Below are 18,421 nucleotides of genomic sequence, written 5' to 3'. Positions count from 1 at the left end.
GCGTTCCAGCTCCTAGAATCAGACTTTTTCAGCGCGCACGTATTGATAACCATCAATCGGACGACGCGCACAGTCTGGCCGGGCTTCGCCTGCGCTCCAATCATTCATCTGTCACTGACCCAAGGTTCTCCATGGCTCAATACGTATTCACCATGCATCGGCTGGGCAAAGTTGTTCCGCCGAAGCGGGAAATCCTGAAAAACATTTCGCTGTCCTTCTTCCCCGGCGCCAAGATCGGCGTACTCGGCCTCAACGGTTCGGGTAAGTCTACGCTGCTGAAAATCATGGCCGGCGTCGACACCGAGTTCGAGGGCGAAGCCCGTCCGATGCCGGAGCTGAACATCGGCTACCTGCCACAGGAACCGATCCTGGACCCGACCAAGACCGTACGTGAAGTGGTCGAGGAAGCGGTCAGCGTGATCAAGAACGCCCAGGCGCGCCTGGATGAGGTCTACGCCGCTTACGCTGAGGAAGATGCCGACTTCGACAAGCTGGCCGCCGAACAGGCCAAGCTCGAAGCCATCCTGCAAGCCAGCGACGGTCACAACCTGGATCGCCAGCTGGAAGTCGCCGCCGATGCGCTGCGTCTGCCAGCGTGGGATGCCAAGGTCGAATTCCTCTCCGGTGGTGAAAAGCGTCGTGTGGCCCTGTGCCGTCTGCTGCTGTCCGCCCCCGACATGCTGCTGCTCGACGAACCAACCAACCACCTGGACGCCGATTCTGTCGCCTGGCTGGAACACTTCCTGCACGACTTCCCGGGCACCGTGGTAGCGATCACGCACGACCGGTACTTCCTGGACAACGTTGCCGGCTGGATCCTCGAGCTCGACCGCGGCGCCGGTATCCCGTACGAGGGCAACTATTCGGGCTGGCTTGAAGCCAAGTCCGATCGTCTGGCGGCTGAATCCAAGTCGCAGTCGGCCCACGAAAAAGCCATGAAGGAAGAACTGGAGTGGGTGCGCAAAGGCGCCAAGGCCCGCCAGTCCAAATCCAAGGCTCGTCTGCAACGCTTCGAAGAAATGCAATCGCAGGAATTCCAGAAGCGCAGCGAAACCAACGAGATCTACATTCCGGCCGGTCCGCGCCTGGGTGACAAGGTCATCGAGTTCAAGAACGTCTCCAAAGGCTATGGCGATCGCGTGTTGATCGACAACCTGTCGTTCTCCATGCCTAAAGGCGCCATCGTTGGCGTGATCGGCGGTAACGGTGCCGGTAAATCGACTCTGTTCCGTATGCTGATGGGCAAGGAAACACCGGATTCGGGCACTATTGAAGTCGGCGAAACCGTGCAACTGGCCTGCGTCGATCAGAGCCGCGAAGACCTGGATGGCAGCAAGACTGTGTTTCAGCAAATCTCCGACGGTTCCGATCAGATCCGCATCGGCAACTACGAGATCCCGTCGCGCACCTACGTCGGTCGCTTCAACTTCAAGGGCGGCGACCAGCAGAAGTTCGTCAAGGACCTGTCCGGTGGTGAGCGCGGTCGCTTGCACCTGGCCCTGACCCTGAAAGAGGGCGGCAACGTATTGCTGCTCGACGAACCGTCCAACGACCTCGACGTTGAAACCCTGCGTTCCCTGGAAGAAGCCCTGCTGGACTTCCCGGGCGCCGCCATTGTGATCTCTCACGATCGGTGGTTCCTTGACCGCGTCGCGACGCACATCCTGGCGTACGAAGACGACTCGCAAGCGGTGTTCTTCGAAGGTAACTACACCGAGTACGAAGCCGATCGCCGCAAGCGCCTCGGCGAAGCCGCTACCCAGCCGCATCGTGTACGGCACAAGAAACTGGCCTGATACCGGGTGGGTTGCATGAAAAAACGGAGCCTTAGGGCTCCGTTTTTTTATGGGCTGTCAGTTACACCGTGGTGCGGCCATCGCCAGCAGGCTAGCTCCCACAGGGGGTATGCGATCGACACAAATCCCGTGTGGGAGCTAGCCTGCTAGCGATGGCGGCCTAAAGATCACCCAATCTCTATGTGCAAAACCTCAATCACCAAATCCCCCACCGGCCGCTTCCATACAATCTCATCACCCACCTGCGCGCCCAGCAACGCCCGCCCCAGCGGCGAGCCCCAGTTGATCAACCCGCTCGCAGCATCCGCCTGATCCTCGCCCACCAACTGCACGCGTTGTTCGTTGCCCTGTTCATCCGCAAAGGTCACCCAGGCGCCCATCTGGACTTTGTCGGTCGAAGAGGCCGGTACCACTAGCTGAGCACTTTGCAGGCGTTGATTGAAATACCGCCAGTCACGCTCAAGGTCGGCCTGGCGTTGTTTGTCCGCCAGTTCACCCTTGGCACTTTGTTCATTGAGCAGGTTTTGCACCTCGGCGACTTTCGCCTGAAGCTGCGCAAGCCCGGCGGGCGTGACGTAATTGGGCTGCGCGCTGACCTGCCGTTCGACTGGCTGATCGGCTTGCGCGGCGGCATTATCTTCATTGACGAAGGCGCGACTCATGGTTTTCTCCCGTTATAGGGTTTGGGCCATGGTTGCAGGCTTTTAGTTTCGACGGATGTCTGCCCGCGACTCATTGCGAGCGATAGGCGCGGGCTGCGTCCTGGTCCTTCTGTTGCTGCCAGGCTTTATCCCGGTCGTCCCAATGGTGGCTGCGATAGTCCTGGCGATCCTCGCTTTCTCGCATGGCCTGGCACTGGCGAAACCCGTCGCTCCAGCCTTCGGCGTACTGTTTGTTCTTGAGGTAACGCGGGACGTTCTTGCGAAATTCCCCGGTGATTGCGCCTGCTGCTTGCCGGCCACTGCTGCAACCGTCATCGAAACCATCGGCGAACGCCGGGGGATAACCTTTGGCGATCAAATCCTCGTGGGTTGTCTGGCAACCCGCGATCAACATCAACAACCCCAACACACCTGCGCAATGCCACATCTCTGACTCCCGGTCCGTTGAACGGCCATACGTGAAGTCTAGGAGTGGAATCGTGAGGGGGATGTGCAAGGGCTGTGAAAAATCCATTGAACACCACAGAACCAGTGTGGGAGCGAGCCTGCTCGCGATAGCGGTGTGTCAGCCAACATTGATGTCGACTGACACACCGCTATCGCGAGCAGGCTCGCTCCCACATGGGTTTTTTGGTGGGTTCGGATCAATAGTGATACCACTTCACCTCAAGCATCACCTCGTTCTCGGGCGAGGCGAGGTGGCTGAATTCGCGCTGGGCGCTCAGGCGCAGACCCAGGTTGCGTGACAATTCCCACTGCTGATTCAGGCTCATGCTGCGGCGCACTTCGCCATTGGTGAAGAAATCTCCCTTGGCTTCCAGGCTGAAATTGCCCAGCGGGTTTTTCCACAGCAGGCCACTGTTGAAACCTGCCGCCGGTGCAATAAACCCCGCGAAGTCATTGTTGTGCTCGACACGCACGGTGCCCAGTGCGAAGCCGAGCATGTCTTCGCCCAGTTGCCAGGTGCCGCCGCCACCGCCGTTGACGTGGCTGACCAACGTTTCGTCGTCATGCTTGCCCGGTACGCGTTCCAGACCGCCGGTCACTTGCCACGACAACGGCTGCAGCAGCTCATTGCGCGGCGTCAGGGAGCGAATGGTCGCCAGGTCCAGTTGCTGGAACTGCCAGTGATTGCCTTCGTACTGGCGCAGCTTCATCTGCAGGATTTCGATCTGCGCGCCGAGTGGAAAGCTCTCGGCGTTATCGTTGAGATCGTGATAAGCCATGCGCAGGCCGTATTCGGCGAATGCCTTGTCGCCCCGGATGCCGACACCGGCCTGCCAGGTGCGGGATTCGTGTCCGTCCTCGGGCAAGCCGGGTCGCGCAATGTCCAGCTCAGGCGGGGGGTTCTGATTGATCGCCCGCAGCAGTTCGAAACTGCGTTGCGCTCGTTGCGGGTCTCGCTCCTGGCCGTTGGCTCGGTAGCGCTCCAGGCGATAGGCCGCGTCGATGATCAGCGCCTGACGATCCTTGGGTTGAGCCTTGAACGCCGGTTCCTGCAACTGCTTCTGGTCGGCGCTGACTTTCAGTACCCAATCCTGCTCTTCGCTGGTCAACGGCTCGGCGCGGCTCAGCAGCTCTCGTTCACGAGACGGACGATACTGAATGGATTCCACCAGCCCGGCTTCTTTCACCGCTTTGACGGTGTCGGTCGGAATCGCGGTCAGCGGGAACTGTTCGGTCAGGCGCAGGCTTGGCCGCGCCACTTGCAGCAGCTCAAGCAGGCGATAGGAGCAGTTTTCGTCGAAGAAGAAGTAGTCGAACTGTATCTGCTTAAGCTCCCAGACATGTTCGACCATGCGCTCGGTTTCTGCCTGCGTCAGGTTCAGCCGGTACTCCCACAGGTCCCGGTTCTCGAGGCTGCGGTATTCCGAGAGTTTTTCCTGATATGGCACCAGCGCAAACAGTCCCGGATAGCCGCCCATCAAACCTTTCCAGGCGTAGAGGATGCTGTTGTCCGAGCCTTCGATGTACGCGCCGAAGTTGATCGCATAACTGAGCAGGGCGGTTTGATCGCTCTGCACATTGGCCTGGTCGATGCGCAGCAAGGTATGGCCGAACATTGATGACGGACTGTTCAGATACGCCGCCGGGAAAATCATCACCGCACTGTGGGGTGAAACATCCTTGAACCATTGCTTGAATTCAGTGCAGTCCAGCGCCGGCAGATCGGTCAGATTAAGTTGTGCTTTCAGCCAGCGGGTGCGTGCCGGATAGACGCATTGGGCGTGCTTTTCGCCAGCACTGGCCGGGGCGTACAGCGCCTGCACGGTGGCCGCCAGTTCGCGGTCGGGGTGTTCGTTGCCGTCGGGTGCGAGAAAGAACTTCCTGTCGCTGACATAACTGCGCCAGCCGCCCAGTTTGGCGGTTTCGTAATGGCCCAGGGAAATCCAGAAGGGGTCGTTGGCCAGTTGCTGCAAACGTTGATTGTCGACATGTGGCACGGCGGACAGCGGGGCGCAGACACAGAGCGCCAGCCAGGCAAGGCGTTTGAGCATAGTGGGCAACTTAAGTCGAAAAAAAACAAAGACCCAGTACGGAAAATACATCGTTGTAGGAGCCGGCTTGCTGGCGATGGCATCAACGCGGTTGTCCAGATACACCGCGGCGCGGCTATCGCCAGCAAGCCGGCTCCTACAGTTGGACGGTATGTCCGAAAAGGGGCAGGTCAAAAAAACAAAACCCGCTCCCCCGAAAAGGAGCGGGCGGGTCGAGCTTAAGCTTGAGTCGCGTACTTGGCCAGACGCGGATCGCTCTTCAGAACGGCCAGGGTGTTGGTATGCACGTCGTCGGCGGTCACGTCAGCCTTGCTGAAGATCTGCTGGAAGTGCTCGTGAGTCACGGCAGCGAAGTGCGCACGGTCTTCCGGCGCCACGCCCAGTACCACAGCGTAGGTCGTCAGCGCTTCGCCGTTACCTTTGGCCATGTCTTCGGACAGCTCGTTCATCATGCCATTCATGGCAATCCAGGATTTGCCGCCATAGGTCAGCGACGCATTAGTCGAGCAACCGTTGGTACCGGAGGTCATACCGAAGGTTGCGTTGCCGGAAGTGCCGTTGGTGGTGGATGCCAGGAAGTGAGCCGGGGTGCCACGCTGACCTTCGAACAGCATGTTGCCCCAACCGCAATCCGGGCCGCCTGGCGCCTGTGCCATGGCGTTGATGGATACAGCGGTGAAGAGAGTACCGAGAAGAATCCGTTTCATAGCTATGTTCTCTTTTATGTGCGTACCAATGGACAAGGGGAGTCTGGCGCCATCTGGACGCCAGTGGGCCAGTTATTAATCCAGCCGCGCAGTTTGGAGTTTAGGCACGTTCCCGGGGTTCCGTGATTTTTTGCAAAACATTCGCTGAAATCATTGATTTACGCCCGGCCGGCCTGGAGATGACGGTTTGTCTATGCTTTGGCTGGAGGCGCGCCTTGCAAGTGAGGTATGGGCAGCGCCAGAATGCCGCTATCTGCCCCGCCTGATGTAAGGAAGCCCGATGCCTGATCCTGTTGCTGCCAGCTTGCGTCTAGCGCCTGAAGCGCTGACCCGTCCGTTTTCCGCTGAACAGTTCAGCTTCTCTACCACCAATGATCTGGAGCCCTTCCGCGGTGTGCTTGGCCAGGAACGTGCGGTCGAAGCGTTGCAGTTCGGCGTGGCCATGCCGCGCCCCGGTTACAACGTATTTGTCATGGGTGAGCCCGGTACCGGCCGGTTTTCGTTCGTCAAACGTTACCTGAAAGCCGAAGGCAAACGCCTGCAAACCCCAGCGGACTGGGTCTACGTCAATAATTTCGATGAACCTCGCGAGCCTCGCGCGCTGGAGTTGCCATCGGGCACCGCCGGCGCCTTCATCGGTGACATCAATGGTTTGATCGACAACCTGCTGGCGACCTTTCCGGCGGTGTTCGAACACCCGTCCTACCAGCAGAAGAAAAGCGCCATCGACCGCGCCTTCAACCAGCGCTACGACAAGGCGCTGGACGTGATCGAGCGCCTGGCGCTGGAGAAGGAAGTCGCGCTGTACCGCGACGCCAGCAACATCGCGTTCACGCCGATGGCCGAGGGCAAGGCCCTGGACGAAGCGGAATTTGCCCAGCTACCCGAAGCCGATCGTGAGCGTTTCCATGACGATATTTCCGGTCTGGAGGAGCGCCTGAACGAAGAGCTCGCCAGCCTGCCGCAATGGAAGCGCGAGTCGAGCAATCAGCTGCGCCACCTCAACGAAGAAACCATCACCCTGGCCTTGCAGCCGTTGCTGTCGCCGTTGTCGGAGAAGTACGCAGAAAACGCGGCCGTTTGCGGTTACCTGCAAGCCATGCAGGTCTACCTGCTCAAGACCGTGGTCGAGCAACTGGTGGACGACAGCAAGACCGACGCCATCGCCCGCAAGCTGCTGGAAGAACAATACGCCCCGAGTCTGGTGGTGGGGCATTCGTCCAGCGGTGGTGCACCGGTGGTCTTCGAGCCGCACCCGACTTACGAAAACCTGTTTGGCCGCATTGAATACAGCACCGATCAGGGCGCGCTCTACACCACCTATCGGCAGCTGCGTCCGGGTGCATTGCACCGCGCCAACGGCGGCTTCCTGATCCTTGAAGCGGAAAAAATGCTCAGCGAGCCGTTCGTGTGGGATGCGCTCAAACGCGCCCTGCAATCGCGCAAACTGAAAATGGAATCGCCGCTGGGCGAACTGGGTCGTCTGGCCACGGTGACGCTGACGCCACAGCACATTCCGTTGCAGGTCAAAGTCGTCATCATTGGTGCGCGTCAGCTGTATTACACGCTGCAAGACCTCGATCCGGACTTCCAGGAGATGTTCCGCGTCCTGGTGGACTTCGACGAAGACATCCCGATGGTCGATGAGAGCCTGGAGCAGTTCGCCCAGTTGCTCAAAACCCGCACCTCGGAAGAAGGCATGGCGCCGCTGACGGCCGACGCCGTGGCGCGTTTGGCGACCTACAGCGCGCGTCTGGCCGAACACCAGGGGCGTTTGTCGGCGCGCATTGGTGATCTGTTCCAGCTGGTCAGCGAGGCGGATTTCATCCGTCACCTGGCGGGTGACGAGATGACCGATGCCGGGCATATCGAACGTGCGCTCAAGGCCAAGGCCACGCGCACCGGGCGCGTCTCGGCGCGGATTCTCGATGACATGCTGGCAGGGATCATCCTGATCGACACGGACGGCGCGGCCGTCGGCAAGTGCAACGGGCTGACCGTGCTGGAAGTCGGCGACTCGGCGTTCGGTGTGCCGGCGCGGATTTCCGCCACGGTCTACCCGGGCGGCAGCGGCATCGTCGACATCGAGCGTGAGGTCAACCTCGGCCAGCCGATTCACTCCAAAGGCGTGATGATCCTCACTGGGTATCTGGGCAGCCGTTACGCCCAGGAATTCCCGCTGGCGATTTCCGCGAGTATCGCGCTGGAGCAGTCCTACGGTTACGTCGATGGTGACAGTGCGTCGCTGGGCGAGGCGTGTACGCTGATCTCGGCGCTGTCGAAAACGCCGCTCAAGCAGTGCTTTGCGATCACCGGCTCGATCAACCAGTTCGGTGAAGTGCAGGCGGTGGGCGGGGTCAACGAGAAGATCGAAGGCTTCTTCCGACTCTGCGAGGCCCGCGGGCTGACGGGTGAGCAGGGGGCGATCATTCCGCAGGCCAACGTGGCCACGCTGATGCTCGACGAGAAGGTGTTGTCGGCGGTGCGGGCGGGGCAGTTCCATGTCTATGCCGTGCGCCAGGCTGACGAGGCGTTGAGCCTGTTGGTCGGCGAGCCGGCCGGTGCGCCGGATGCCGATGGCCAGTTCCCTGAAGGCAGCGTCAACGCGCGGGTGGTGGAACGCTTGCGGGTGATCGCGGAAATGATCAGCGAGGAAGACCTCAAGGAAGCCGAGAAAGAAGCGGCGCTGGAAGCACTGGTCGAGGCCAAACCGGCCTGACGGTGATGATCGTTCCCACGCTCTGCGTGGGAACGCCTCTTCGGACACTCCGCGTTCGGCTTTGAAGGGACGCGGAGCGTCCCGGGCTGCATTCCCACGCAGAGCGTGAGGAACGATCAGTGCCATCAGTCTGACGTCAACATTCACACAATGACCATTCGGCGCCTTCTGGTCTCACTTGACGTGCTAGTCAGACTTTTCTTCTATTCTCAGCTCAAGGATATCGACAGTAATCACTGGATCGAGACAGCCTTCCCGTGGGGGCTGAATACCGGATCTACCGAGGGTCGCCGCCATGTCGCGCAACCTCTGCCTCACCCGTCAATGTTTGGGCCTTGTGACCCGTATCGAGTGTGCTATCCGCCCATTGGCGGGGGATACGGGCATGTGGACCTTGCTTTTTGCCGCCGGAATGGCCGGCGAACAACCTTCCGCCATCAAGGCGCAGGGTCCGTTTCATGGGCCTTTCGTGGCTGAATCCATCCTCGACACGATTGTTGAAAGCCTGACGCTGCATGGCTACGAGCTGGCCGATGACCCACAGATCTGGTGCCTGCACCTGCAAGCCCAACTGCGGGAAATCAACGGCGGCCGTTGCCGCAACCTCGGTGGCTGAGTTTCGGCCCGAGCACTGAACCGGCTATTGATCAAGGTGGGTCAGATCAGCCTTGGCCAGTTTGACCTCGAAACCATATTGCACCGTGGTGAGGTCGGTTCGCTGATAACTTTCCAGACGTGTTGGCTGGCCATAGAAGTAATGCACGCCAAATAACGCCGGGCCTTCTGCGCTCGCGTCGTGACTGACCGAAAGAATTTCTTTCAGATAGTTTCCGGAGTCGTCCTTGGCGAAAAATCGCCAGTCCTGGGCAGGAAACAGCTTCAAATCAACCACCAGCGCATTGCCTTTGAGTTCCAGGCCTTTGGGTAGGGCATGGGCGTCGAGCGTTTGTTTGTCGACCGTCGCCAGGAACAGCGGCATGGAGCCCACTGCATAGGCTGGCGTTTCCGGAAACAGGTTCAGGTCATAGGTAATGACGCCACGTAGGGGATCGACCTCGTAAGCCTCAGTTGGCAGCTCGATCGGCTCATCGCGCTTGCCGCTGCCATCCTCTGTAAAGAAAGTGACCGGGCTATCGCCGGGGCTGAACGATGTGCCGAGCAGCTCATCATTGAAGCTTCTGGGGTGATCGAACTCGATGCGCGCGGCGCTGGGGTCATCCACCGACTGACTGACGATGATGCCCTTCTTCAGTTGTTCCTCACTCAACGTCGCGCCTTTGAGCCAGGTCGGGGCGTGATCGTCATACACCACCACCGGCAAGGTCAGTGGCTGGATGGCTTTTTCCGTGGTGTGTGAGTCGAAGCGGCGCACCGGCAGGTTCAGGTCCTTGCGGGTCACCGTGGCGGCCGAGAAGTCCAGCACACTGACCTCAACGGTTTCGACCGGTCCGTTGAAATACACTTTGGTGTAATGATTTTTCTGCTGCTCCTCGAAGCTGCGCTGTTCTTCTTCGATCTGATTTCCAAAGGTCTCGCTCCAGGCCTTCTGTTGCTGCAATTTCGCCAGTTGTTTTTGATAGAAGGTGATTTGCGCGGCGGTTTCATTGATCGAGCCCGAGCGCGAGAGGAATTGCCCAGTGGAGTCTTTGGCCTGGACGATCAGCGGGTTCAACGGTGTTTCGCGGACTTCCGGGGCCAACGGCGCGCTGTTGTTGAATTCGATTTCGGCGTAATTGTTGCCAAGTTTCAGCAGGGTGACGCTGAGGTTATCGTTGGTGCGGGTCTGGCCAACGTCTTTTTTGGTCAGGTCGAAGGTGTAGAGCTTGCGCGGGGCAATGACCTCGACCTTGCCTTGCAGGCTTACGGGTTGGGGCTGGTTCTTGTTGTCCACGTCCAGGCCGTCGATGAACGGATAGGTCACCGTCAGATCATCCGGGTTGGTCAAATTGGAACTCGACGGGCTCAGTTGAATACCGGGATCGGTTTCCGACCATTCCGGCTGGAACGCGATGACGCGCTTGTTGCTCAGGGTCACCGATTGCCATTCCAGGCCATGGGGAAAGAGAAACGCAGCCGGAATGTTGAAGTTGAAAGGGAACACCGGTTGCAGATCGGTCAGGTAGTCGGAGCTGGAGTCTTTGTGCAGCACGAACAAACCGTTGATGTAGGTCTCGACCAGGGCCTGTGGCGTGGGGTAGTGCTTGAGCACGGCGAGAGCGTCTTCGCCGTATTCGGTTTCCACGGGTTTGCTGTCGAGCTTGAGTTGCGCACGCTCGAGCAACAACAGCGAACCGCCGAGTTCGGCGACGGCATCCTTGAGTTTCGGGTCCTGAATCGCGTCCAGAGACTTCTCGAACTGCGCGGTCTTTTCTTCGAGGCTGGTCTGGCGCTTCTCATCGCTGGGTGAGCAGCCGCTCAGCAGCAGAGCCAGGCAAATGCCGGCACTCGTTATAGGCAATCGCACATCCATTTCCAGTCTTCCTGTCCGATGTCGCTGAGCTGTCAATAGTCTGGACACTAGCAGAAAAACTTTGTGACACACGCGCAGGTGGCGGATTTCCCGACGGTTTCTGGCTGTAACGGGGGGCTGGTATACTCGCCACCATTTCCAGCCCACGTGTGAGATTCAATGGAACGCTTTATCGAAAATGCAATGTATGCCTCCCGCTGGCTGCTGGCGCCGATCTACTTCGGTCTGTCCCTTGGTCTGCTGGCGCTGGCGCTGAAATTTTTTCAGGAAGTTTTCCACGTCATTCCCAACGTATTCTCGATGGCCGAGTCGGACCTGATCCTGGTGCTGCTGTCGCTGATCGACATGGCGCTGGTGGGTGGTTTGCTGGTGATGGTGATGATTTCCGGTTACGAGAACTTCGTTTCCCAACTGGACATCGACGACGGCAAGGAAAAGCTCAACTGGCTGGGCACCATGGATTCGTCTTCGCTGAAGATGAAAGTGGCGGCCTCCATCGTGGCGATCTCGTCGATCCACCTGCTGCGGGTTTTCATGGACGCCAAGAACGTCGATCCCGAGCATTTGAAGTGGTACGTGATCATTCACATGACCTTTGTGGTGTCGGCGTTTGCCATGGGCTATCTGGACAAACTCACGAAGCACTGATCCTGCCAGGAACGCTCCCTGTGGCGAGGGAGCTTCCTCCCGTTGGGCTGCGAAGCGGCCCCGCTTTATCTCCAGTGGTTTCCCTTGCAGCATTGACGACTGCTGCGCAGCCGAGCGCGAGCAAGCTCGCTCGCCACAGGTTCTTCGTCAAACCAGACGGGCGGTGTCGTTCGTGGCTTGTACTTTGATGCATCAAGGCATATGCCTGTAAGTATCTTGGCTCGACACCGTATGAGGTGCCTTCATGAACTTCGTTGAGTTGCGTGCTTATGCCATCGCCGGGAAAATCGATGAGCTGAACCTGATCTCCATGGAAGGTGGAATCTACCTGCTGGAAGCGCGCATGCATGGTGCGGCGTATCCCTTGAGTGATGCTCGCGGTGAGATGTTTCACCTGCGTTCGGTCGAGCATGCGCGCGAAGTGCTTCATGACTTCCCGTCCCTGTCGTTCAACCTTGTCCACACGTCTGTTCATGATGAGATGTGCGGGATGGGTTCCGGTGCAGAGGAAAGCCTCAAGGTGCCAATTGCCTTCCGTTCAGCCTGGCACCACTGACACCTCTCATCAGCGCAACGACATCTGTGCTAGTCTGCTGGCCCTTTTGGTTCCGGGCGCTCCGGGACGCGCTGTGCACGCACGGCAAGTTCCAGGGCCGTCCGCACAGCGGAGCAGTGTCATGTCCGAAGTAAATCTGTCCACCGACGAAACCCGCGTCAGCTACGGTATTGGCCGTCAGCTGGGCGACCAACTGCGCGACAACCCGCCACCGGGCGTTAGCCTGGACGCGATCCTGGCTGGCCTGACCGACGCGTTCGCCGGTAAGCCTAGCCGTGTGGGTCAGGAAGAAATGTCCGCAAGCTTCAAGGTCATCCGCGAAATCATGCAAGCCGAAGCCGCTGCAAAAGCTGAAGCGGCCGCTGGCGAAGGCCTGGCCTTCCTGGCTGAAAACGCCAGGCGTGACGGCATCACCACCCTGGCTTCCGGCCTGCAATTCGAAGTGCTGACTCAAGGCGAAGGCGCCAAGCCAACCCGTGAAGATCAAGTGCGCACTCACTACCACGGCACCCTGATCGACGGCACTGTGTTCGACAGCTCCTACGATCGTGGCCAGCCTGCAGAATTCCCGGTCGGCGGCGTGATCGCTGGCTGGACCGAAGCCCTGCAACTGATGAATGCCGGCAGCAAATGGCGTCTGTACGTGCCGAGCGAACTGGCTTACGGCGCTCAAGGCGTTGGCAGCATTCCGCCGCACAGCGTACTGGTGTTCGACGTCGAGCTGCTCGACGTTCTGTAAGCCTGATTACCTTGTAGGAGCCGGCTTGCTGGCGATAGCATCACCGCGGTGTTCCTGAAGCACCGCGGCGCCTGGATCGCCAGCAAGCCGGCTCCTACAGGTTTTGTGATTCTCATATCTCTATCTTGTGCTGCAATTCATGCGACGGGCGCAACGCCCGGGCATAGCAGAACAGAAACAGATTGCGCACCAGTTCCTTGAGCACCACCGGCTCGCTGGAACTCAAGCCGTTGACGTCCAGATCACCCTGATCCTGCAGCTCGTTCAAGGCTTCTTCTTCAAGCACTGCACAGACTTCCCCGGTTTCCCGATGCAGGATCCTGAGGTACGGGTGTGGGCGGTCCAGCCAGGCATCGATCAAATAAGTCATGGGTCTCATCTCCATTGATAGGTTTCAATGAGAATAATTCTTATTCATCAAATAGCAAGGGCCTATTGGCAGTTTGTGGTTTTTTCCGGGTAAAGATTGCGTAAGGTCAAAACGGCTGGCGTTTGGCTATTGCGAGGGATAGCTGGGCGGAGTGAGGGAGGGTGAAGCACCATCCCACGCAGGGCGCGGGATGGAAGACAGCAGATTCAGACTTTTCTGACGAACTCGGATTTGAGCTTCATCGGGCCGATGCCGTCGATCTTGCAATCGATGTCGTGATCGCCATCGCACAGGCGGATGTTCTTGACCTTGGTACCGACCTTGACCACCAGCGATGTGCCTTTGACCTTCAGGTCCTTGATCACGGTGATGGTGTCGCCGTCCTGCAGGACGTTGCCGACCGAATCCTTTTTCACGGTGTCATCGGAAGCCGCTTCGGCTTCGCCACTGGCGGACCACTCGTGGGCGCACTCAGGGCAGATCAGCTGAGCGCCGTCTTCATAGGTGTATTCGGAATTGCATTTTGGGCAGGGTGGCAACGTGCTCACTAAAGCTCCTTGGATTCAGGATCGCTAAAAAGCGCACATTGTATAGGGTTTTAGGCTGCTGGTGGGTCTGCGCGATTCCTGTGGGAGTCGGGCTTGCCCGCGATTCAGACACCACGGTGTGTCAGGAGTACCGCAGTGATGTCATCGCAGGCAAGCCAGCTCCCACTGGAGCCGGGTTCTAGCCAGTGAATCAGTGCGTGCGGGCTACTGCAAATTCACTCAATTCAACCAATGCATCGCGATACTCGCTGGCTGGCAGCGCATCGAGGCATTTGATCGCACGAGCCACGTAATCACGGGCCAGATTTGCGGTGTAATCCAGCGATCCGGACGCTTCCACGGCTTCGCGAATGCTTTCCAGGTCTTCGATACCGCCTTTCTGGATCGCCTTGCGCACCAGTGCAGCCTGCTCCGGAGTGCCTTCGCGCATGGTGTAGATCAGCGGCAGGGTCGGTTTGCCTTCGGCCAGATCGTCGCCGACGTTCTTGCCCAGGGTCTCTGCGTCACCTTTGTAGTCCAGCAGGTCGTCGACCAGCTGGAAGGCTACACCGAGGTGATCGCCAAACGTGCGCAGGGCTTCGGCCTGTTCCGGTGTCGCTTCACACAGGGCTGCCGCACTGTGGGTCGAGGCTTCGAAAAGCATCGCGGTTTTACCGCGGATGACTTCCATGTAGGTTTCTTCAGTAGTGCTGGCGTCACGAACCTTGGACAGCTGCAGCACTTCGCCTTCGGCGATGATGCGCGTGGCTTGCGAAAGGATTTTCATCACCGGCATGGAGCCCAGTTCGACCATCATTTCGAAGGAGCGCGAGTACAGGAAGTCGCCGACCAGCACGCTCGGAGCATTGCCCCACATGGCGTTGGCGGTCGAGCGGCCACGGCGCATGCCGGACATGTCGACCACGTCGTCGTGCAGCAGGGTGGCGGTGTGCAGGAACTCGATGGTCGCCGCCAGTAGGCGCAGGTCATCGCCTTCGCGACCCAGGGCCTTGCCACACAGCAACACTAATAGAGGACGCAGGCGTTTACCGCCAGCCGAGGTAATGTAGTCGCCGATTTTCGATACCAGCGGCACTCGGGAAGTCAGCTGCTTCTTGATGATGCCGTCGACGGCGCTAAAATCGTCCGCCACCGCGCGGTAGAAAGCTTGGGGTTGCATCAGCGACAGTTGCTCCAGAAGGGTTGCGCGGCATGCTAGGACCCACGTCGGCGGGTGTCAAGGCACGATGGACGGCCTCTTGCATCGCCCCGGCAGCTTGCGTACAATCGCGCACCCTGAACTTCCTGGGCAGCACCTGCCTTACGCAATTGCAAACAGGCCTTCCAGCCTTATGCAGCCATGCCAGCCAATACCTCTTCTTATAAAGAGCTGGGTGAGCAGGATTATCGGAGAAATACCATGTCGTACGCAGTAATTGTTACTGGTGGCAAGCAATACAAGGTCGCCCCAGGTGAATACCTGAAGATCGAAAAACTGGAAATCGCTACCGGCGAATCCGTTACTTTTGATCGCGTTCTGTTGGTCGCCAATGGCGATGACGTGAACATCGGCGCTCCAGTTGTTGCCGGCGCTACCGTTGTGGCTGAAGTGATCTCCCAAGGTCGTCACGATAAAGTCCGCATCATCAAGTTCCGTCGTCGTAAGCACCACATGAAGCGTATGGGCCACCGCCAGTGGTACACCGAGATCAAAATCACCGGTATTCAGGCTTAATTTCAGCCTAATTCCTCACTAGGAGAATTGACTCATGGCACACAAAAAAGCTGGTGGTAGTACCCGTAACGGTCGCGACTCAGAAGCCAAACGCCTTGGCGTGAAGATGTATGGCGGCCAGGTTATCATTCCGGGCAACATCATCGTGCGTCAGCGCGGCACCCAATTCCACGCCGGTTACGGTGTTGGCATGGGTAAAGATCACACTCTGTTCGCTAAAATCGACGGCGTGATCAAGTTCGAAGTAAAAGGCGCTTTCAACCGCCGTTACGTGAGCATTGTCCCGAAGACTGAAGTCGTCGCGGCATAATTACGTAGTTGCTGGAAAAGCCCTGTCTCGCGACGGGGCTTTTTCGTTTGTGGGGTGAGTCTCTTGCAAAGCTGTTTGTGATGGGCTCCAGCGCTGGATTTTCGGTCGTTGATTGAGGTCGCTGCGCTCATTTTTGCAAGAGTCTTATGTCTGGATTTTTTCGGCTCGTCCGTATGACGAGAGGCGTTTTGTTATGAAGTTTGTTGATGAAGTATCGATTCGAGTAAAGGCCGGTGACGGCGGCAACGGTTGCATGAGCTTCCGTCGCGAGAAATTCATTGAAAACGGCGGCCCGAACGGCGGTGATGGTGGTGATGGCGGCTCGGTCTACATGATCGCCGACGAAAACCTCAACACCCTGGTGGACTACCGTTACACCCGGCACTTCGATGCCGAGCGCGGTTCCAACGGCGGCAGCACCGACTGCACCGGCAAGAAAGGCGAAGAGCTGGTACTGCGTGTTCCGGTCGGCACCACCGTCATCGATTCCGCGACCCAGGAAGTGATCGGCGACCTGACCAAGGCCGGTCAGCGTCTGCTGGTGGCTCATGGCGGCTGGCACGGTCTGGGCAACACCCGTTTCAAATCCAGTACCAACCGTGCTCCACGTCAGACCACTCCGGGTAAGCCGGGTGAGGCGCGTGATCTCAAGCTGGAAATGAAGGTGTTGGCTGACGTCGGCCTCCTGGGCTTACCGAATGCCGGTAAAAGTACCTTCATTCGCTCGGTATCGGCCGCCAAGCCGAAAGTTGCCGATTACCCGTTCACCACGCTGGTGCCGAACCTGGGTGTGGTCAGCGTCGATCGCTGGAAGAGCTTCGTGGTCGCGGACATTCCGGGCCTGATTGAAGGCGCTTCCGATGGCGCGGGCCTGGGGATTCGCTTCCTCAAGCACTTGTCGCGTACCCGTTTGCTGCTGCACCTCGTCGACATGGCGCCGCTGGATGACGCCAGCGCCCCGGATGCCGCTGAAGTCATCGTCAGCGAGCTGACCAAGTTCAGCCCGTCCCTGGCTGAGCGTGATCGCTGGCTGGTGCTGAACAAGTGCGACCAGATCCTTGAAGAAGAGCATGACGCTCGCGTCAAGGAAATCGTTGAGCGCCTGGAGTGGACCGGTCCGGTTTACGTGATCTCCGCCATTTCCAAGCTCGGTACCGAGCGTCTGTGTCACGACATCATGCGTTACATGGAAGATCGTGCAGACCGTCTGGCGAACGACCCGGTCTACAAAGAAGAATTGGCCGAGCTCGATCAGCGCATCGAAGACGAAGCCCGTGCTCAGCTGCAAGCGCTGGATGACCAGCGTGCCCTGCGTCGCAGCGGCGTGAAGTCGGTCCATGACATCGGCGACGATGATTGGGACGAAGAAGATGTGGATGACGAAGACGGTCCGGAAATCATTTACGTGCGTGACTGATTCGTTGCAGTAAACTTAAGCGCCGCTCAATCGAGCGGCGTTTTAGTATCTGGAAATCGATCGTTGGTCAGTAATAGCCACGATTAACGTCACGGGCAGTGCCAGGTCGCGCTGTCCTCAAGCTAAGGTTGAAGATGATGCGGAGCAAGGTGACAGGTGCGCAGCGTTGGGTCGTGAAGATCGGCAGCGCTTTGCTGACGGCGGACGGCAAGGGCCTGGATCGCGCGGCAATGGGTGTCTGGGTCGAGCAGATGGTGGCTTTGCATGAGGCTGGCGTTGAGCTGGTGCTGGTGTCCTCCGGGGCGGTAGCGGCGGGGATGAGTCGTTTGGGCTGGACCGTACGACCCAGTGCGATGCACGAGCTGCAGGCCGCTGCCGCCATCGGTCAGATGGGTCTGGTGCAGGCCTGGGAGTCGAGCTTTGCCGAGCATGGCCGGCATACTGCGCAGATTCTCCTGACTCACGATGACTTGTCCGATCGCAAGCGCTACCTGAACGCCCGTAGCACCTTGCGTGCGCTGGTCGAGCTGAAAGTGATCCCGGTGATCAACGAAAACGACACCGTGGTCACCGACGAGATCCGTTTCGGCGACAACGACACGCTGGCGGCGCTGGTGGCCAACCTGGTTGAGGCTGATTTGCTGGTGATCCTTACTGATCGCGACGGCATGTTCGACGCTGACCCGCGCAATAACCCCAATGCAAACCTGATTTACGAAGCGCGCGCCGATGATCCGGCGCTGGACGCAGTCGCTGGCGGTACCGGTGGTGCGTTGGGTCGTGGTGGTATGCAGACCAAGTTGCGCGCTGCGCGTCTGGCAGCGCGTTCTGGTGCGCACACCATCATCGTCGGCGGGCGCATCGAGCGTGTGCTGGATCGTCTGAAGGCGGGCGAGCGCATCGGCACTCTGTTGTCGCCTGAGCGCGGCATGCTGGCGGCGCGTAAGCAATGGCTGGCCGGTCACCTGCAAACCCGTGGCACGCTGGTGCTGGACGCGGGCGCAGTAGCGGCGCTGTCCCAGGGCAACAAAAGTTTGCTGCCGGTCGGCGTCAAGCTGGTCCAGGGCAGTTTCCGTCGTGGCGAAATGGTGGTGTGCGTGGCGCCGGACGGTCGTGAAATCGCCCGTGGCCTGGCCAACTACAGTGCGCTGGAAGCACAAAAAATCATCGGTCAGTCGTCTGAGGCGATTGTCGGTCTGTTGGGTTACATGGCTGAGCCGGAACTGGTTCATCGCGATAACCTGATCCTCGTCTGAAGGAATATCTG

The 18,421-nt window shown here is 58.9% G+C and carries 17 protein-coding genes and 1 pseudogene; 10 read left to right on the top strand and 8 right to left on the bottom strand.

Annotation, left to right across the window (positions count from 1 at the left end):
- Positions 1 to 131 precede the first annotated feature (131 nt).
- Positions 132 to 1,796, top strand: coding sequence for an energy-dependent translational throttle protein EttA (ettA, locus tag ACYZT8_RS25655; RefSeq protein WP_461976916.1), 1,665 nt, complete (start codon positions 132 to 134; stop codon positions 1,794 to 1,796).
- Between the two features lie 167 nt (positions 1,797 to 1,963).
- Here the strand turns inward: ettA and ACYZT8_RS25650 are convergent, their stop codons facing one another.
- From ACYZT8_RS25650 to ACYZT8_RS25635, 4 genes are all read right to left on the bottom strand, one after another.
- Positions 1,964 to 2,458: a GreA/GreB family elongation factor gene (locus ACYZT8_RS25650; protein ID WP_461976914.1), complete on the bottom strand. Its 495-nt coding sequence runs from the start codon at positions 2,456 to 2,458 to the stop codon at positions 1,964 to 1,966.
- 70 nt (positions 2,459 to 2,528) lie between these two features.
- The gene (locus ACYZT8_RS25645) at positions 2,529 to 2,885 is read right to left on the bottom strand and encodes a hypothetical protein (protein WP_461976912.1); all 357 of its coding nucleotides are present in this window, start codon (positions 2,883 to 2,885) and stop codon (positions 2,529 to 2,531) included.
- Between the two features lie 217 nt (positions 2,886 to 3,102).
- A complete protein-coding gene (locus ACYZT8_RS25640) occupies positions 3,103 to 4,956 on the bottom strand; it encodes an Lnb N-terminal periplasmic domain-containing protein (protein ID WP_461976910.1) in 1,854 nt (617 codons plus the stop codon).
- 218 nt (positions 4,957 to 5,174) lie between these two features.
- Positions 5,175 to 5,663 (bottom strand): DUF3015 domain-containing protein, encoded by a 489-nt coding sequence (locus tag ACYZT8_RS25635; protein ID WP_461955788.1) that lies wholly within the window; start codon positions 5,661 to 5,663, stop codon positions 5,175 to 5,177.
- A gap of 280 nt (positions 5,664 to 5,943) precedes the next feature.
- Between ACYZT8_RS25635 and ACYZT8_RS25630 the strand changes: the two genes are divergently transcribed.
- Positions 5,944 to 8,382, top strand: coding sequence for a Lon protease family protein (locus ACYZT8_RS25630; RefSeq protein ID WP_461976908.1), 2,439 nt, complete (start codon positions 5,944 to 5,946; stop codon positions 8,380 to 8,382).
- Between the two features lie 295 nt (positions 8,383 to 8,677).
- Positions 8,678 to 9,017: pseudogene (locus tag ACYZT8_RS25625) on the top strand (PA4575 family protein).
- 5 nt (positions 9,018 to 9,022) lie between these two features.
- Here ACYZT8_RS25625 and ACYZT8_RS25620 read toward each other — a convergent pair.
- Positions 9,023 to 10,852, bottom strand: coding sequence for a hypothetical protein (locus ACYZT8_RS25620; RefSeq protein WP_461976906.1), 1,830 nt, complete (start codon positions 10,850 to 10,852; stop codon positions 9,023 to 9,025).
- A 159-nt stretch (positions 10,853 to 11,011) separates the two neighbouring features.
- On the opposite strand from ACYZT8_RS25620, the gene ACYZT8_RS25615 reads away from it, so the two are divergent.
- The 3 genes from ACYZT8_RS25615 (at position 11,012) to ACYZT8_RS25605 (ending at position 12,795) form a co-directional block, all read left to right on the top strand.
- Positions 11,012 to 11,500, top strand: coding sequence for a TIGR00645 family protein (locus ACYZT8_RS25615; RefSeq protein ID WP_131061871.1), 489 nt, complete (start codon positions 11,012 to 11,014; stop codon positions 11,498 to 11,500).
- Positions 11,501 to 11,744: 244 nt separating this feature from the next.
- Positions 11,745 to 12,056 (top strand): DUF6482 family protein, encoded by a 312-nt coding sequence (locus ACYZT8_RS25610; protein ID WP_461955785.1) that lies wholly within the window; start codon positions 11,745 to 11,747, stop codon positions 12,054 to 12,056.
- A 121-nt stretch (positions 12,057 to 12,177) separates the two neighbouring features.
- Positions 12,178 to 12,795: an FKBP-type peptidyl-prolyl cis-trans isomerase gene (locus ACYZT8_RS25605; protein ID WP_461976904.1), complete on the top strand. Its 618-nt coding sequence runs from the start codon at positions 12,178 to 12,180 to the stop codon at positions 12,793 to 12,795.
- A gap of 112 nt (positions 12,796 to 12,907) precedes the next feature.
- On the opposite strand, the gene ACYZT8_RS25600 is transcribed toward ACYZT8_RS25605, so the two are convergent.
- From ACYZT8_RS25600 to ACYZT8_RS25590, 3 genes are all read right to left on the bottom strand, one after another.
- Positions 12,908 to 13,165 carry a PA4570 family protein gene (locus tag ACYZT8_RS25600; RefSeq protein WP_461976902.1) on the bottom strand — a complete coding sequence of 86 codons (258 nt, stop codon included), beginning with the start codon at positions 13,163 to 13,165 and terminating at the stop codon, positions 12,908 to 12,910.
- Positions 13,166 to 13,371: 206 nt separating this feature from the next.
- Positions 13,372 to 13,713, bottom strand: a complete 342-nt coding sequence (locus ACYZT8_RS25595) for a zinc ribbon domain-containing protein YjdM (RefSeq protein WP_010467527.1) — start codon at positions 13,711 to 13,713, stop codon at positions 13,372 to 13,374.
- A gap of 190 nt (positions 13,714 to 13,903) precedes the next feature.
- Positions 13,904 to 14,872, bottom strand: a complete 969-nt coding sequence (locus ACYZT8_RS25590; protein WP_461976900.1) for a polyprenyl synthetase family protein — start codon at positions 14,870 to 14,872, stop codon at positions 13,904 to 13,906.
- Positions 14,873 to 15,112: 240 nt separating this feature from the next.
- Here ACYZT8_RS25590 and rplU point away from each other — a divergent pair, with 240 nt between their 5' ends.
- The 4 genes from rplU (at position 15,113) to proB (ending at position 18,410) form a co-directional block, all read left to right on the top strand.
- Positions 15,113 to 15,427 carry a 50S ribosomal protein L21 gene (gene rplU / locus ACYZT8_RS25585; RefSeq protein WP_003176051.1) on the top strand — a complete coding sequence of 105 codons (315 nt, stop codon included), beginning with the start codon at positions 15,113 to 15,115 and terminating at the stop codon, positions 15,425 to 15,427.
- Positions 15,428 to 15,461: 34 nt separating this feature from the next.
- Complete coding sequence (gene rpmA / locus ACYZT8_RS25580) at positions 15,462 to 15,737, top strand: 50S ribosomal protein L27 (RefSeq protein WP_003215862.1); 276 nt, start codon at positions 15,462 to 15,464, stop codon at positions 15,735 to 15,737.
- A 193-nt stretch (positions 15,738 to 15,930) separates the two neighbouring features.
- Positions 15,931 to 17,154 (top strand): Obg family GTPase CgtA, encoded by a 1,224-nt coding sequence (gene cgtA / locus ACYZT8_RS25575; protein ID WP_149628165.1) that lies wholly within the window; start codon positions 15,931 to 15,933, stop codon positions 17,152 to 17,154.
- A gap of 137 nt (positions 17,155 to 17,291) precedes the next feature.
- Complete coding sequence (gene proB, locus ACYZT8_RS25570) at positions 17,292 to 18,410, top strand: glutamate 5-kinase (protein WP_461976897.1); 1,119 nt, start codon at positions 17,292 to 17,294, stop codon at positions 18,408 to 18,410.
- Positions 18,411 to 18,421: the final 11 nt, after the last annotated feature.

It is taken from the genome of Pseudomonas sp. LB3P93, from assembly GCF_054898025.1.
This window is presented reverse-complemented; position numbering and strand designations above follow the sequence as displayed.